Here is a 14,032-nt window from a genome sequence, read left to right on the forward strand (position 1 = left end):
AAACCTACCTCTAGACTTGCACTAAATATACAATTGTCGCTATCTTGTTGTAGCTGTAAGTTTTGTCATACCTGTACTATTTGCCCTGATACTATGCTTTATATAAAGAAGGTGCCTTTACCATGTATCTTGCTGTTGTTCGTCATCTCTATGCTGGCGGGTTGTGCCGGCAAGTCTGCTACAGGTAATTTAACTGCTTCTGCGACTGCCGAGCCACAAGAACTTCGGATCATGAGCTATAACATACGGCACGCCAATCCACCTTCTAAAAAGGGTGTGATAGACATGGAGGCCATTGTGCGGGTGATCCGAAGCGAAAACCCAGACCTAGTGGCGCTGCAGGAGGTAGATGTGAATACGGTGCGGTCCGGGAAGGTGAACCAGGCCAAGGTGCTTGCCAAGATGCTGGGCATGCATTACTTTTTTGCCAAAGCCATTGACTTTGATGGTGGGGAATATGGTGTGGCTATCCTGTCGCGTTACCCAATTTTAGATAGCCAAGCAATACCCTTACCTGAAGAAGCAGATCCTGAAGCGGAAGACCGGGTGTTGGCAAGAGCCAGTATCACATTACCTGATGGAAGGGTGATTTACTTTGGGAGCACGCACCTTGATGTGATGAGCGCGGCCAACAGGCTGCAGCAGATAAAGAAGATCAATACTATCGCTGCTTCCAGTCAGCTGCCTTTTATCCTGGCCGGGGACTTAAACGACCTGCCTGAAAGCCTTGTGATGGCCGAGCTAGGGAAGGAGTTTACCCTTACATGCCAGTCTGTTTGCGAGCCAACCTTTCCGCAGGATATTCCAAACCGTACTATCGACTACATCGCTTTCAGCCGGGCTTCTCCCTTAAAGGTGCTGACGCATAAAGTAGTACCTGAGAGCTATGCCTCAGACCACCTGCCCATCGTGGCTACGCTGCGGTTTTAAGCATTTGCCAGCTTAAACCAGTTGGCTTTCAGATGCGGTTATAGAAACCGAAGAATTATATCGTAGCTCCTTAGAATCAGTGGTAAGAAAAGTACGATCTAAAAGTTTGAAGTAATTTAATGAATTGGCTAAGATACCATTATTATGAACGATGCAAAGAAGCACGATGAACGTATGGCAAAAATGACATTTGCCTCGGTATATCCCCATTATCTTTCTAAAGTTGAGAAGAAAGGCAGGACGAAAGAAGAATTGCATCAGGTAATTGCGTGGCTGACCGGTTATAATGAAGTAAGGCTGCAAGAACTCATTGATGCAAAGGTAACTTTTGAAGAATTCTTTCAGAGCGCCACATTAAACCCCAATGCGCACCTTATTACCGGTGTGATCTGTGGCTACCGTGTGGAGGAAATCGCAAACCCGCTAACGCAACAGGTAAGGTATCTGGATAAGTTAGTGGATGAGTTGGCGAAGGGGCGCAAGATGGAGAAGATCCTGCGCAGCTCTTAGTGTGAAAGTATCTGCTTCTCTGTTTTACAACTAGCCTGAAGCAGGGTGTGGAGGTTATACGTGCCCTATCAAAGAAGCGAGCAGCACTTAGGCGATAGACATCCTGAGGTAACAGGAGTTTTTTGCGTTAATTATCAGGAAATTAGTAAATTCCTGTGGCTATTGTTAATATTAAGTTTCTGATCATCAAATTAAATGGACTTGTTAAATAAAATGGAAAATAGAAGCAGTCCGTTTAAGGTCGGGCTTTACGCTGCTGTTGTGGTATTTCTGGCCTATACTATGATCTTTGGCTATCGAAAGTCTTTTACAGTGGCCACGTTCGATGGAATGGCAATAGGCGGCTATAGCTATAAAACACTCCTGGTCATCAGCCAGGTATTAGGTTACCTGCTGGCCAAGTTCTACGGCATCAAGTATATTGCAGAACTTAAACGTACAGGAAGGGGGAAGGTGATTCTCCTGCTGACAGGAATAGCCTGGCTAAGCTGGCTGCTATTTGCCCTTGTGCCGGCTCCCTATAATATTGTTTTCCTGTTCATAAACGGTTTCCCTTTAGGAATGCTTTGGGGAGTTGTTTTCTCTTATGTGGAGGGTAGGCGAAGTACCGACTTCATTGGAGCTACACTGGCGGTAAGTTTCATCTTCGCCTCCGGATTTGTTAAGTCGGTTGGTGCCTGGCTGATGGTGCAGTTCAGTATTTCAGAGTTCTGGATGCCCTTTTATACCGGGCTGGTCTTTGCCTTGCCACTTGTGGTGTTCGTTTACCTGATGGAGAAGATTCCGCCTCCCAGCCAGGAAGACATCCGACTCCGGACAGAACGTTCCGCCATGACCAAAGCAGACCGGGAAGCCTTCGTAAAAGAATTCTATGCCGGCATAGTAGCCTGTGTGGTGATTTACTGCTTTGCGACCATTTTCAGGGACATCCGCGATAATTTTGGTGCTGAGATGTGGAAGGAACTGGGGTATTTTGACCAGCCTGCCCTGTTTTCTAAAACCGAAACACCCATCACCTTAATTATACTGGTGCTGATCGGCAGCATGGTGCTCATAAAAAATAATTACAGGGCTCTGCAAACAGCACATGCCTTTATCCTGATTGGATTTACCATCGCCGGTGTTTCCACCTTACTTTTTACCACGAAGTCTATCGAGCCGATCTGGTGGATGATGCTTGTCGGGCTTGGCCTGTACATGGTTTACATTCCTTTCAACGCAGTGTTCTTCGACCGGCTGATCTCTACCTTTCAGTACACAGGAAATGTGGGTTTTCTTATTTACCTGGCTGACTCGTTCGGCTATGTGGGCAGCGTTGGGGTACTCCTGAGCAAGGAGATCTTTCAGGTGCAGTTAAACTGGGTGACATTCTTTTCGAACAGCGTAATAGGTCTCTCAGCGATCGGGCTGCTGCTTACTGCTTTTTCCATGGTGTATTTTGACAGGAAGTATAAGAGCCAAAAGAACAGGGAGTTGGTCTCTGCATGAGCAACGCAAGCAGGATACGCCGACATTATTTCTACTTACTTGCCAAGAATGCTATCTTGTACATTGTTGATTTAGAAGTGACATCAATAAAGTAAATATAAGATTGCATCCTGGTGCTTCAAATAGTAGGTCGTCAGTGTGTGCAATAGGCTTGCTTTAAAAAGTATAAATTGAATTTTTAAGTTCTTTAAAATATAAGTGTTACTCAGTTAGTTTTTCTCATTTGGTGAGTATTTTGTCTTTTGAAGTACAGGGGTACGATAGGGACGTAATTACACAAAAAACATACTTTAGTAAAATAATCGCACGTGATGTTTGGCGTGGGAATTTTCTTATACCTACTTTTGCGGATCGTACTTAGCAATTCATGAAACGATTTCTGTTGCTCTTGCTTATTTGCCTTACCTGCTTTAACCTGGCAGGCGGATATGCTATTGCAGCAACAATATTAAGCTCTTCCATCGTTTCAACAGATCTCAGTCCGGAACATCCGCAACAGCATATCCTCAAGAAAACTACCTATGATGTGCAGCTGCTGCAGGTTAACAAAGAAACTGAGGAAGATGATTACTCTCTTATTCCTTTGCTTCCGCTGTCTGATACTGGCCTTTTTTATGCTTACACACTAGACTTTGAACTTGTTAATAAGCACTTCTTGGTGCACTACGGAGCAGCGATCAAAGACAGACTTCCTGCTGTATACCTGCTGAACTCCGTATTCCGACTATAGTACCCTTCTTTTAATAGGCTGCCTTTCATTCCGCGTATAGGCGGCGCCCTTCATGCCATTCCTGGCGTGTTTTATCTTCAATTTATTCATTTTTCTGAGGCGCTTATTCCAGCAGGTTAAGCTGTTAGCATTATTTTTTGCCTGTGTTTTTGCAGGTACCTGATACGTCGTTGATTTTTTATAAAGCAAAGGCGGTTTTGCAACAGCTTTATACTTCTCGTAAGTGAGCCCTCTGTAAAGCTATATTATGCAAGACCCTCTAGGAAAGCCGGCTATACCCAAGGGTATAGCACCAACAAATCATGTGTTTGTTGCGCACGAGGTGCAGCAGGCGCAATGCCATCTATACTTTTCTTTTCAACTTATCATCTGTCATTACTTTTCAATTTAATTAAAATCATCATGAAGATCATGAAGAGCTTTCTCATGTTAATGGGATCGTGCGCCTTGTTGTGCCAAGCCAGCTGTACATCCTCCAAAGGAGAAGAAGTAAAAGAACCCCATGTGAAGCACCTGGTTACAAGTCCGATAAAAATGGACACGACCATTACGGAAGATTATGTCAGCCAAGTTCACTCTATACGTCACATAGAACTGAGGGCTCAGGAAAGAGGCTACCTGCAGAAGATCTATGTAGACGAGGGACAGTTTGTGAAAGAAGGCCAGCTCTTGTTCAAAATAATGCCCCGACTATACGAAGCGGAGCTGCAGAAAGCACAGGCCGAGGCCAATTTTACCCGGATTGAGTACGATAACACTAAAAAACTGGCAGACGGCAACATTGTATCGCCAAACGAACTGGCCATGGCTAAGGCCAGATGGGATAAGGCAAAGGCTGAGGTGGCGCTGGCACAGGTGCATCTGCAGTTTACCGAAATCAGAGCGCCTTTCGATGGTATCATCGACCGCTTCCATGTAAGAGAAGGAAGCCTTCTGGAAGAGGGGGAACTGCTTTCTTCCCTCTCGGATAACAGCAAGATGTGGGTGTATTACAACGTCCCCGAAGCGGAGTACCTGGATTTTAAGACCAAGGCGAAAGAAGACAATGCCGCGGAAGTAAGCCTGCTGATGGCCAATAATAAACTCTTTGGCCACCCAGGCAAAGTTGAAACCATTCAGGCGGACTTCAATCATGAAACCGGTAACATCGCCTTCAGGGCGACCTTTCCTAACCCGAAGGGGCTGTTAAGGCACGGCGAGACAGGCAATATCCGAATGGCGATACCTTTTAAAAACGTACTCCTCATCCCCCAGAAGGCTACTTTCGAAGTGCTGGACAAGAAGTATGTGTATGTGGTGGATAAGAACAATGTGATACGGTCCAGAGAAATCACCATAGAGGCCGAAATCCCGCATATTTATGTCGTGCAGAAAGGATTGGCCGAATCTGACAAGATACTGCTGGAAGGGCTGCGTTTGGTACGCGAAAACGAAAAGATCCAATACCAATTCTTAGCGCCTGCTACTGTGCTCACGCAATTAGACTTGTATGCAGAGTAGCCGGGTATACTAATAAGCAAAAGATATGTTTAGTAAATTCATACACAGGCCCGTATTCGCAATTGTAATATCGGTCATGATTGTTTTTGTGGGTACGCTTGCCATTAAGAAGCTGCCTATCTCCCAATTCCCGGATATTGCGCCCACCACCGTCAACATCTTTATTGCCTATCCGGGCTCCAGTGCCGATGTGCTGGTGAACTCCACGCTTATTACGCTGGAGCAGGCCATCAATGGTGTGGAGGGCATGCGCTACATCGCCACTGATGCCACCAGTGCTGGTGAGGCCACGCTTCGCATCATTTTTGAGCCAGGCACAGACCCCAACGATGCCGTGGTGCGGGTAAAAACCAGGGTGGACCAGGTGATGCCGCTTCTGCCGGAACTGGTGCAGCGTGAAGGCGTGGTGATCACGCCCGTGCAGCCGAGTATGCTGATGTACGTCAACCTCTACTCCAAAAATGAGAGCATGGATGAAAAATTCCTGTTCAACTACGCCACCGTCAAGATGATCCCGGAGATACAACGAATCAAAGGAGTTGCCCGGGCGCAGATCCTGGGTAGCCGCCGTTATGCCATGCGTATTTGGCTCAACCCTGACCGCATGCGCGCCTATAACATTTCGTCAGGCGAGGTAATGAAGGCGCTCGAAGAGCAGAGTATCATCGGTCGTCCGGGTCGTTTAGGGCAAAGCTCAGGTATAGCGGCGCAGTCGATGGAGTATGTACTTACCTACAAAGGCAGGTATAATAAACCAGAGGAATACGAAGGCATCATCATACGGGCCAACGCCGAAGGAGAGATCATTCACCTGAAGGATATCGCCACTGTGGAATTGGGCAGCGAGTTCTTCGATATTTATTCCAATCTGGACGGACGTCCATCTGCTGCGATTGTGCTGAAGCAGAACTACGGCAGCAACGCCAGCGATGTGATTGCAGACGTGAAAGCCCAGTTAGAGGAAATGCGGCCGTACTTTCCGCCAGGGATGGACTATAAGATCAGCTACGACGTTTCGCAGTTCCTCGACGCTTCCATCGAGCAGGTCATCCATACCTTGCGCGACGCGTTTATACTTGTCGCCATTGTTGTTTTCATTTTCCTGGGCGATTGGCGCTCTACGCTTATCCCGATACTGGCTGTACCAGTATCCCTAATAGGTGCCTTTTTTGTGATTCAGTTCTTCGGGCTTTCTATTAACCTGGTAACACTTTTTGCCCTTGTACTGGCCATCGGTATTGTGGTGGATGATGCGATTGTAGTGGTGGAGGCCGTCCATGCCAAAATGGAGGAAGAGCCGCACCTGTCGCCTTACAATGCCGTTAGAAAAGTGCTTGGTGAAATCAGCGGGGCTATTATCGCCATCACAGCTGTGATGGTAGCGGTGTTCCTGCCCATCTCGTTCATGTCGGGTCCTGTGGGGACTTTTTACCGCCAGTTCTCTATTACCATGGCCAGTTCGATTGTGATTTCAGCGCTGGTGGCCCTCACACTTACGCCCGTGTTATGTGCCATGCTGCTCAAAAACCACCACGGCCATCAGAAGAAGCAAAACATCCTCACCAGGTCGCTCGACAGTTTTAACCGTGGCTTCGATAAACTGACGGGCAAGTATGTGGGCCTGCTGCGACATATAGTGAGCCGCAAGTGGCTGACCTTTGCGATCCTGCTGGTATTTGGCGCTGCCATTTTCGTGCAGAATCAGGTGCTACCGTCTGGCTTTATCCCGAACGAAGACCAGGGCACGATCTACGCCATCATCCAGACGCCTCCGGGCTCTACCTTAGAGAAAACAAACCAGGTATCGCAGAAACTGCAGAAAATCTGCGAGGAGATTGAAGGCGTGGAGTCGGTGTCTTCTCTGGCTGGTTACGAGATTATGACCGAGGGCCGTGGATCTAACGCAGGTACCTGCCTGATCAACCTAAAGCCCTGGTCAGAGCGCCATCACAACGTGAAAGAGATCATGGAGGAACTGGAAGAAAGATCACATGGTTTGGGCGCTGTTGTTGAGTTCTTTGAGCCACCAGCAATCCCAGGTTTCGGTTCTTCGGGTGGTTTCTCCATGCGTTTGCTGGATAAAAACTCCGAAACCGACTACCATGAGTTTGACAGGGTGAACCAGCAGTTCATGGACAACCTGCGCAATCGAAAAGAGCTCACGGGCCTATTCACGTTCTTTGCGGCCAACTACCCGCAGTACGAACTGGAGATTGACAATAAGCTGGCCATGCAGAAAGGGGTATCCATCGAAAGTGCGATGGAGAATCTGAACATTCTGATCGGTAGTACCTACGAACAGGGCTTCATCAAGTTTGGTCAGTTCTTCAAAGTATATGTTCAGTCAGATCCCCAATACAGAAGACTGCCGTCCGATGTGATGAAGCTGTACGTGCGAAACGACCAAGGGGAGATGGTGCCTTACTCTGCTTTCATGAAGCTGAAGAAAACACAGGGGCCGAACGAAGTAATGCGTTTCAACCTGTACAATTCTTCCGCTATTCAGGGCCTTCCTGCCAAGGGCTATACTACGGCTGATGCCATACAGGCGGTGCGGGAAGTGGCCAAAGAGACGCTGCCAAAAGGCTATGACATTGCCTGGGAAGGCCTGTCGTACGACGAGGCGAGTAGGGGCAACGAGGCGCTTTACGTGTTCCTGATCGTGGTGGTGTTCGTGTACTTTGTGTTGGCGGCCCAGTACGAGAGCTTTATCATTCCGCTGGCCGTGGTGTTCTCGCTGCCAGTCGGGGTGTTCGGCTCGTTCTTGGTGCTACAGCTAATGGGACTTGAAAACAACATCTACGCCCAGGTGGGGCTGATTATGCTGATTGGCTTGCTGGGTAAAAACGCCGTGCTGATTGTGGAGTTTGCTGTGCAGAAGCGGCAGGAGGGCGCCACGATTTTCGACGCCGCCATAGAGGGCGCCAAAGTCCGTTTCCGCCCAATCCTGATGACCTCCTTTGCCTTTATCGCAGGACTGATTCCGCTGATCATTGCCACGGGTGCGGGTGCCATTGGTAACCGCACCATCGGTGCCTCTGCGCTCGGGGGCATGCTATTCGGTACCATCTTCGGTGTCATCATTGTGCCAGGTCTATACTACATTTTTGCGCACCTGGCCGACGGGCGTCACCTGATCCGATTTGAGCACGAAACACCTTTGACAGAGGGACTGGGCGTGCTGGAAGAAAAGAACTTTTAACCGAAGAAGTGGAGTACAATGCTTAAGAAAATCATTTATAAAGGCTTGGGAATCGCCTACTTGGGCGTCAGTCTGACGGCCTGTGTGACCCCATCGGCAGTTGAAAGAACAGAAAACAGAATGGTGCCTGCGAGTTACAACAACTCGCAGGATACCACCAACACGGGCACAGTTGGGTGGAAAAGCTATTTCGCTGACCCATACCTGGCGGCCCTGATCGACACGGCGCTGCAGCATAACCAGGAACTGAATATTACCCTGCAGGAAATCGAGATTTCCAGAAACGAGGTAAGGGTCAGAAAAGGGGAGTACCTGCCGTCTGTCGGCCTGCGAGCGGGTGCCGGTGTGGACAAAGTAGCCCGTTATACCAACATCGGGGCAATGGAAGCGACCACTGAGATCAAGCCGGAAAAAGAGATGCCGGAACCCCTGCAGGATTTTCTGATAGGAGCCTATGCTACCTGGGAGGTGGACGTGTGGCACAAACTGCGCAACAGTAAAAAGGCGGCGATTTCCAGGTACCTGGCTTCTGTGGAAGGGAGAAACTTTATGGTGACCAACCTGATTGCTGAGATTGCCGATTCATACTACGAATTGCTGTCGCTCGACTGTCAGCTGGCTATCATCAAACAGAACATCGAGCTGCAGGATAACGCCCTGAAAATCGTGAAAGTGCAGAAGGAAGCCGCCCGGGTGACCGAGTTGGCCGTTCGCCGGTTTGAGGCGCAGTTACTCCATACGCAGCGGCTTCAGTACGATATTCAGCAGAAGATCACGGAGACGGAGAATCGGATCAACTTTCTGACCGGCAGCTATCCGCAACCGGTGCGCCGGGATGTGGCGGCGTTTGAACAGCTGGTGCCTGAGACGATAAATGCAGGTATACCGTCACAACTACTGGCTAACCGCCCGGACATCAAGCAGGCTGAACTGGAACTGGCTGCAGCCAAACTGGATGTAAAGGCGGCCAAGGCTATGTTTTACCCCTCTGTGGGTATTACCGCAGGTATAGGCTACCAGGCATTCAACCCAATCTTTCTGCTGAAACCTGAGTCCCTGCTCTACACGCTTGCCGGCGATTTAGCGGCTCCGCTGATCAACCGGAATGCGATAAAGGCCAGCTATTACAGTGCTAATGCCAAGCAATTGCAGGCTGTCTTCAACTACGAGCGTACCATCCTGAACGCTTACATAGAGGTAGTGAACCAAGTGTCGAAGCTGGATAACCTGGAGAAAAGTTATAATCTGAAATCCAGGGAAGTGGAGGCGCTCACGCAGTCGGTCACGATTTCAAAAGACCTTTTCGCCTCGGCCAGGGCTGACTACATGGAAGTGCTCCTGACCCAGCGGGAGGCGCTGGAATCGAAGTTTGAGCTGATCGAAACGAGAAAAGAGCAGATGAGTGCGCTTGTAAATGTTTACCGTGCTTTGGGCGGCGGTTGGCAGTAAGCTAGTGTTGTTTTAAACTGAGTGTGCCGTATTGCAAAACTGCAGTACGGCACACTTTTTTGCTAAGGGTTACAGATGCCCCTTTAGGGGGCTTATAATCCTGTTACAGCTATATGCTGTGCCCGCTGGCCGGCTTCTTTGGCTTTGTCTCCTTGGCCGCACATCAGTTGCTGCTTTCTATTGCCTCCGGATTTATTTCCGTGATGTGGTATGAAGGGGTTAAGTGGATGAAGAGGAGAAATAGCAGGCTTTTGGATGCGACGATTTATTGATTTTATTAAAATAATGGTTCATGCTTTAAGGAGAGGACTTGAGTATCAAATCTTAACAAAGAATAGAAGATGACAATTAATGGTGTTGGTTGGGACTAAGGTTATGCCAGCGATTAAATTAAGCATGTAGTCCATTTCTGACAGTCCAATAACACTAATCCGATAAACACATACTTAAGTGAAGGTTGAGCTTTGTTTTAGGAATTGCTTCAGCCTAATGTGCAACATAGAAATTTAGGTGATAAACTTAACCAGTTATAGTGCCTTACATGTCTTTGGCGATGGTTTCCAAGTAATTTCCCACCTTCTCTCTATGACTTGCATTGCTCTTAGATATAGATATTCAGACTACTGCACTTTCTTAGACGCTTCCTGAATAGGTTTAAACGGGCCATACTTGTGCTGCTCCTCGCTAATACCATCAGCAAACGGACCAAACGGATGATCAAACGGCTTTTTAGAGATATCCGGCCAGTCTTTGGAAATATCTCTTTTTGGACGAGGCATTGAGTTCACGTAGGCCGCCAGGTCCCATGCTTCTTCGTCTGTCAGCATTGGGTTGGTATCCGTTGCTCCTAAAGGCATGTTGGCTTTTACATACTTGGCAAAGTTGGAGATTCGGTAAAGTCCGGCACCGTCGTTGTAGCTGTGTTCGCCCCACAGCGGCGGGTACACATACTCAGCGTTACCCTCAGGCCTCATTCCTTCTCCGTCTGCTCCGTGGCATACCTGGCACTTCTGCTCATAAATGGCTTTGCCTAAATCCGGGCTGGCTGCACGGTCCAGCATCTCAATATTTATTAATCCTGCGCCTTTTGGTTTCTCATCCTTTTGCACATCCTTTCCTACCCATTTAATATAGGCTACCATTGCCTGCATCTCTTTGGAATCTGCTTTGAGTGGTTTCCCGTTAAGGCTACGTTCGAAGCAGTCGTTCACGCGCTTTACCACATCCTCCTCTATGCCAGATCTGGCCCTGAACTTAGGGTAGGTAGAGGACACAAGCGAGTAATTGTTACCGAAAGGTTTAGTGCCTGCATCGAGGTGGCAGTTCTGGCAGTTCATGCCATTCGAGATGTGCAGTACGCTACCCTGCGGACCCAGATACTTTGCCGTGTGTGCTACTAACTCTCTTCCATAGCGTATCTGGTCGCCTTCTGGTGTCGCAGGCAGAGATGTTATGTCAGGAGCGTGCCACAGGTCGGCTTCGGCAGTTGCAACTGGTGCGGAACCCGGTGCTTTAATAGTTTCGCTTACTGCTATTTGGGTCATTATATCTTTAGGCTCTCTGATCTCCAGATAGATAATTAGCCCAACTAACAGTATTACAGCAATGGCACTCAGTCCTACTATATTGGAAATCTTCAGAAGAAAGCTGATGACATCCTTTTCCTGATTCAAGTTCATACTTACACAACTTAAGGGTAATAAGAAGTATATAAGCTAATAATTTGATTTTCAGTAGTATGTGACAATTGTCACAGAGGCTGTGGGAGGCCGCGCCTAAATAGCCAGGCTGTTTCTTTATTTAACGAAATATTGCGTAGTAAGTCTTTATTAATGAGAGTGATAGATGTCAACTTCTTTATGTCTGAACCTGAGAAAAGAGCAGAAAGTATAAGCTCCCTGCTCTCTTGTTATTTATCTAAATACATAATCTACGTTTGGCAACTGCGACAATACCGGTGATGGTAAGTCTAAGGCTCTGGCTCTGCCATCTGTTTTTGGTGCTACAGTACCATGCACTTTCAGGTACTCCTCGATCACATCATGGATTGTGTAATCCAGCACTTTAGTGTCTTTGGCACCTGGCATGCGGCAGAGCATATCTTCTGGCTCACCTCTTCTTAAACAGGCTCCCATGGTGTATACTTTATTTGGTTCAAGCGGCTTTCCACCTACGGTTATAGACTGTATGCGCTGTCCTTTCGGGGCGTTGGCGTTAAAGGTCATCTCCATGCCCGAAAAACGAATCACCCAGCCACCGAAACGCTCCAGCGGCTTCTGGGCAAACACATTGTGTAATTCCTTTTCCATCCAGTCCTGTATCTGCTTGCCTGTAGCCTTACCGGTTTTTACGTTCTCGTTCACAGGCAGCATGTTCCAGAGGTCGCTGTAGGTAATGGCGGCTTTACCAGAGGCATCGGGCACAATAGGCGTACCGAAGCGGAAGCCATTGGAGATGGCAATATCTACACCGGTTTTCCAGCGCACAGCGTCGGTGATCAGGTTATCCTGCGGATTTTCTACCACCAGGTAACGGTAGAGCGGGGTAGAAGTATAACCTAGCACGCGCTCTATCTGCTTTTTGTACGGTGCCATCTGCTCGTCCACTACGTTTTGCACGGCAGGATCGGCGGCATATTTGGCAGGGTCCACATCGATCAGTTCATAACGCTGGCTCACGATTTTACCGTCTTTTACATCCAGGTCCAGGCGGCCAACAAAACTGCCGAAGCCACCCGGCTCCACAACCTGCGCATACTTGCCCTTCAGCGGTTTGCGTATGCGTTCGTGTGTGTCGTTGCCAAGTATAAAATCCACGCCTTCAATCTCAGGCTGGTCGGCCAGGTAAAGTTGCTTGGATATACCCAGGTGCGTTACCAGGAACAAAATATCTACTTCATGCTCTTCCTTCAGCTCTTTTATCAGGGGTTGGATATTATCCTCCAGCTGTTTAAATATAAGCCCTTTGCTAAAAGATGGGTTCTGGCGCACAGGCACTTCAGGATCGTTGTAGGAGATAAAGCCCAACTTAACGCCTTTCACTTCTTTCACCATGTAGGGCTCGTACAGCATTTCCTGTGAAGCCTCATCGTAGATGTTGGCACATACCACCGGCTTGCCGTAAGATCTAAGCACATCGCGCATTTTCTGACTGCCAAAGATCACTTCCCAGTTTCCGGGTATCAGGAAGTCGTAATCCATCACCTTAATAACGGGTCCGAAAACAGCACCTTCTGAAAGTGCCGCCACCGCGCTGCCTTGTATCAGGTCGCCGCCGTCCACGATCACGGTGCCACCCGGGTTCTCGGCTTTTACCTGCTTAAAGATGGTTTGAATATTGGCCATGCCGCCACGCTCTTTAAATACAAATTCACCGTTCTCGATGAACATCTCGTTGTGCGGCATCAGCTGACCATGTATGTCGGCAGTTTGCAAGATGGTAATGGTTTCAAATTTGTTTTCTGTTGTGGATTGCTCCTGCACATTAGATTGCTGGCAGGAGGCAAAGGCAGACAAGCTAATAAATGGAATGGCTGCAAGTATAATTCGTTTGATACCTGATTTCATGGTGCGGTACTTATAAGTTGTAAAGGATACTGATTGATTTTTTTCAGTGCATAACTGCACAGGTAAACCTGGCCAATTATGCCACCGGATTGCCTGCCAGAAATGATACAGGAACACTGCTAAACTTGTATTTTCCTATTTGCAGGACAGGAATCGGGTAATAATAAAGTATAAATCAGCCTACTTTTGGTGGATCAGGGTCTGCGGGTGTGGTTATAGAAAAGTAATCCTGATGCAGAAAGGGTGGCTCCTGGTAAAGGAACAAAGGCGTGGTAAAGACAGCGGCATACGACGCTGCAGTAGAAATAAGCTTAACAGAGCAAAGCCTGATTTCTGTTTCACTTTCCGGAATCTCGGTTCGATCCTTCTGCAGGAAGAGGATGCTGAAAGTATACGTATCTGTAGCAGCTACCTTTGCTTTACCCTCTTTACGAGGGCACACTTTCTTAAAGGCCATACTTCCACCTTCGGCAGGTACAAAACTAATTGCTGCCAGCGTGGAAAGATGTATGAATAACATCAGCAGGGCCCATATTTTAAGATAGTGCTTCAATAAATTTACTTTAGGCTACTAAGCAGAAGTTTTGCTTTTACAAATAAGCCTGATTATTAAATCATACTCAGTGACTTTTGTCACATGCGGTTGATTGTTTTTTA

10 protein-coding genes are annotated in these 14,032 nt (G+C 47.8%); 7 read left to right on the forward strand and 3 right to left on the reverse strand.

What is annotated here, in order from left to right; genetic code table 11:
• Positions 1–93: 93 nt before the first annotated feature.
• The 7 genes from WG943_RS15025 to WG943_RS15055 all read left to right on the forward strand — a co-directional run bounded on the left by WG943_RS15025 (position 94) and on the right by WG943_RS15055 (position 9,809).
• Positions 94–930, forward strand: a complete 837-nt coding sequence (locus WG943_RS15025; RefSeq protein WP_340410255.1) for an endonuclease/exonuclease/phosphatase family protein — start codon at positions 94–96, stop codon at positions 928–930.
• 144 nt (positions 931–1,074) lie between these two features.
• Positions 1,075–1,440, forward strand: coding sequence for a DUF2200 domain-containing protein (locus WG943_RS15030; protein ID WP_340410256.1), 366 nt, complete (start codon positions 1,075–1,077; stop codon positions 1,438–1,440).
• Between the two features lie 213 nt (positions 1,441–1,653).
• Positions 1,654–2,928, forward strand: coding sequence for a DUF5690 family protein (locus WG943_RS15035; RefSeq protein ID WP_340410258.1), 1,275 nt, complete (start codon positions 1,654–1,656; stop codon positions 2,926–2,928).
• A gap of 367 nt (positions 2,929–3,295) precedes the next feature.
• Positions 3,296–3,658: a hypothetical protein gene (locus WG943_RS15040; RefSeq protein WP_340410259.1), complete on the forward strand. Its 363-nt coding sequence runs from the start codon at positions 3,296–3,298 to the stop codon at positions 3,656–3,658.
• Positions 3,659–4,069: 411 nt separating this feature from the next.
• Positions 4,070–5,158 (forward strand): efflux RND transporter periplasmic adaptor subunit, encoded by a 1,089-nt coding sequence (locus tag WG943_RS15045; protein WP_340410311.1) that lies wholly within the window; start codon positions 4,070–4,072, stop codon positions 5,156–5,158.
• A gap of 25 nt (positions 5,159–5,183) precedes the next feature.
• Positions 5,184–8,360, forward strand: a complete 3,177-nt coding sequence (locus WG943_RS15050; RefSeq protein ID WP_340410261.1) for an efflux RND transporter permease subunit — start codon at positions 5,184–5,186, stop codon at positions 8,358–8,360.
• An 18-nt stretch (positions 8,361–8,378) separates the two neighbouring features.
• On the forward strand, positions 8,379–9,809 hold the full coding sequence (locus WG943_RS15055; RefSeq protein WP_340410262.1) for a TolC family protein: 1,431 nt from the start codon (positions 8,379–8,381) through the stop codon (positions 9,807–9,809).
• Between the two features lie 620 nt (positions 9,810–10,429).
• Here the strand turns inward: WG943_RS15055 and WG943_RS15060 are convergent.
• The 3 genes from WG943_RS15060 to WG943_RS15070 form a co-directional block, all read right to left on the reverse strand.
• Entirely contained in the window at positions 10,430–11,488 is a 1,059-nt protein-coding gene (locus tag WG943_RS15060) for a c-type cytochrome (protein WP_340410263.1), read from the reverse strand.
• Between the two features lie 234 nt (positions 11,489–11,722).
• The gene (locus WG943_RS15065; RefSeq protein ID WP_340410264.1) at positions 11,723–13,375 is read right to left on the reverse strand and encodes a bifunctional metallophosphatase/5'-nucleotidase; all 1,653 of its coding nucleotides are present in this window, start codon (positions 13,373–13,375) and stop codon (positions 11,723–11,725) included.
• 175 nt (positions 13,376–13,550) lie between these two features.
• Positions 13,551–13,895, reverse strand: coding sequence for a hypothetical protein (locus tag WG943_RS15070; RefSeq protein ID WP_340410266.1), 345 nt, complete (start codon positions 13,893–13,895; stop codon positions 13,551–13,553).
• Between the last annotated feature and the right edge of the window lie 137 nt (positions 13,896–14,032).

The organism is Pontibacter sp. H249, assembly GCF_037892465.1.
Taxonomy (GTDB): domain Bacteria; phylum Bacteroidota; class Bacteroidia; order Cytophagales; family Hymenobacteraceae; genus Pontibacter.

Bases quoted from the DNA above. Each gene is read 5' to 3' on its own strand.
- WG943_RS15025 (WP_340410255.1), top strand. From the start codon at position 94: ATGCTTTATATAAAGAAGGTGCCTTTACCATGTATCTTGCTGTTGTTC.
- WG943_RS15030 (WP_340410256.1), top strand. From the start codon at position 1,075: ATGAACGATGCAAAGAAGCACGATGAACGTATGGCAAAAATGACATTT.
- WG943_RS15035 (WP_340410258.1), top strand. From the start codon at position 1,654: ATGGAAAATAGAAGCAGTCCGTTTAAGGTCGGGCTTTACGCTGCTGTT.
- WG943_RS15040 (WP_340410259.1), top strand. From the start codon at position 3,296: ATGAAACGATTTCTGTTGCTCTTGCTTATTTGCCTTACCTGCTTTAAC.
- WG943_RS15045 (WP_340410311.1), top strand. From the start codon at position 4,070: ATGAAGAGCTTTCTCATGTTAATGGGATCGTGCGCCTTGTTGTGCCAA.
- WG943_RS15050 (WP_340410261.1), top strand. From the start codon at position 5,184: ATGTTTAGTAAATTCATACACAGGCCCGTATTCGCAATTGTAATATCG.
- WG943_RS15055 (WP_340410262.1), top strand. From the start codon at position 8,379: ATGCTTAAGAAAATCATTTATAAAGGCTTGGGAATCGCCTACTTGGGC.
- WG943_RS15060 (WP_340410263.1), bottom strand. From the start codon at position 11,488: ATGAACTTGAATCAGGAAAAGGATGTCATCAGCTTTCTTCTGAAGATT.
- WG943_RS15065 (WP_340410264.1), bottom strand. From the start codon at position 13,375: ATGAAATCAGGTATCAAACGAATTATACTTGCAGCCATTCCATTTATT.
- WG943_RS15070 (WP_340410266.1), bottom strand. From the start codon at position 13,895: ATGTTATTCATACATCTTTCCACGCTGGCAGCAATTAGTTTTGTACCT.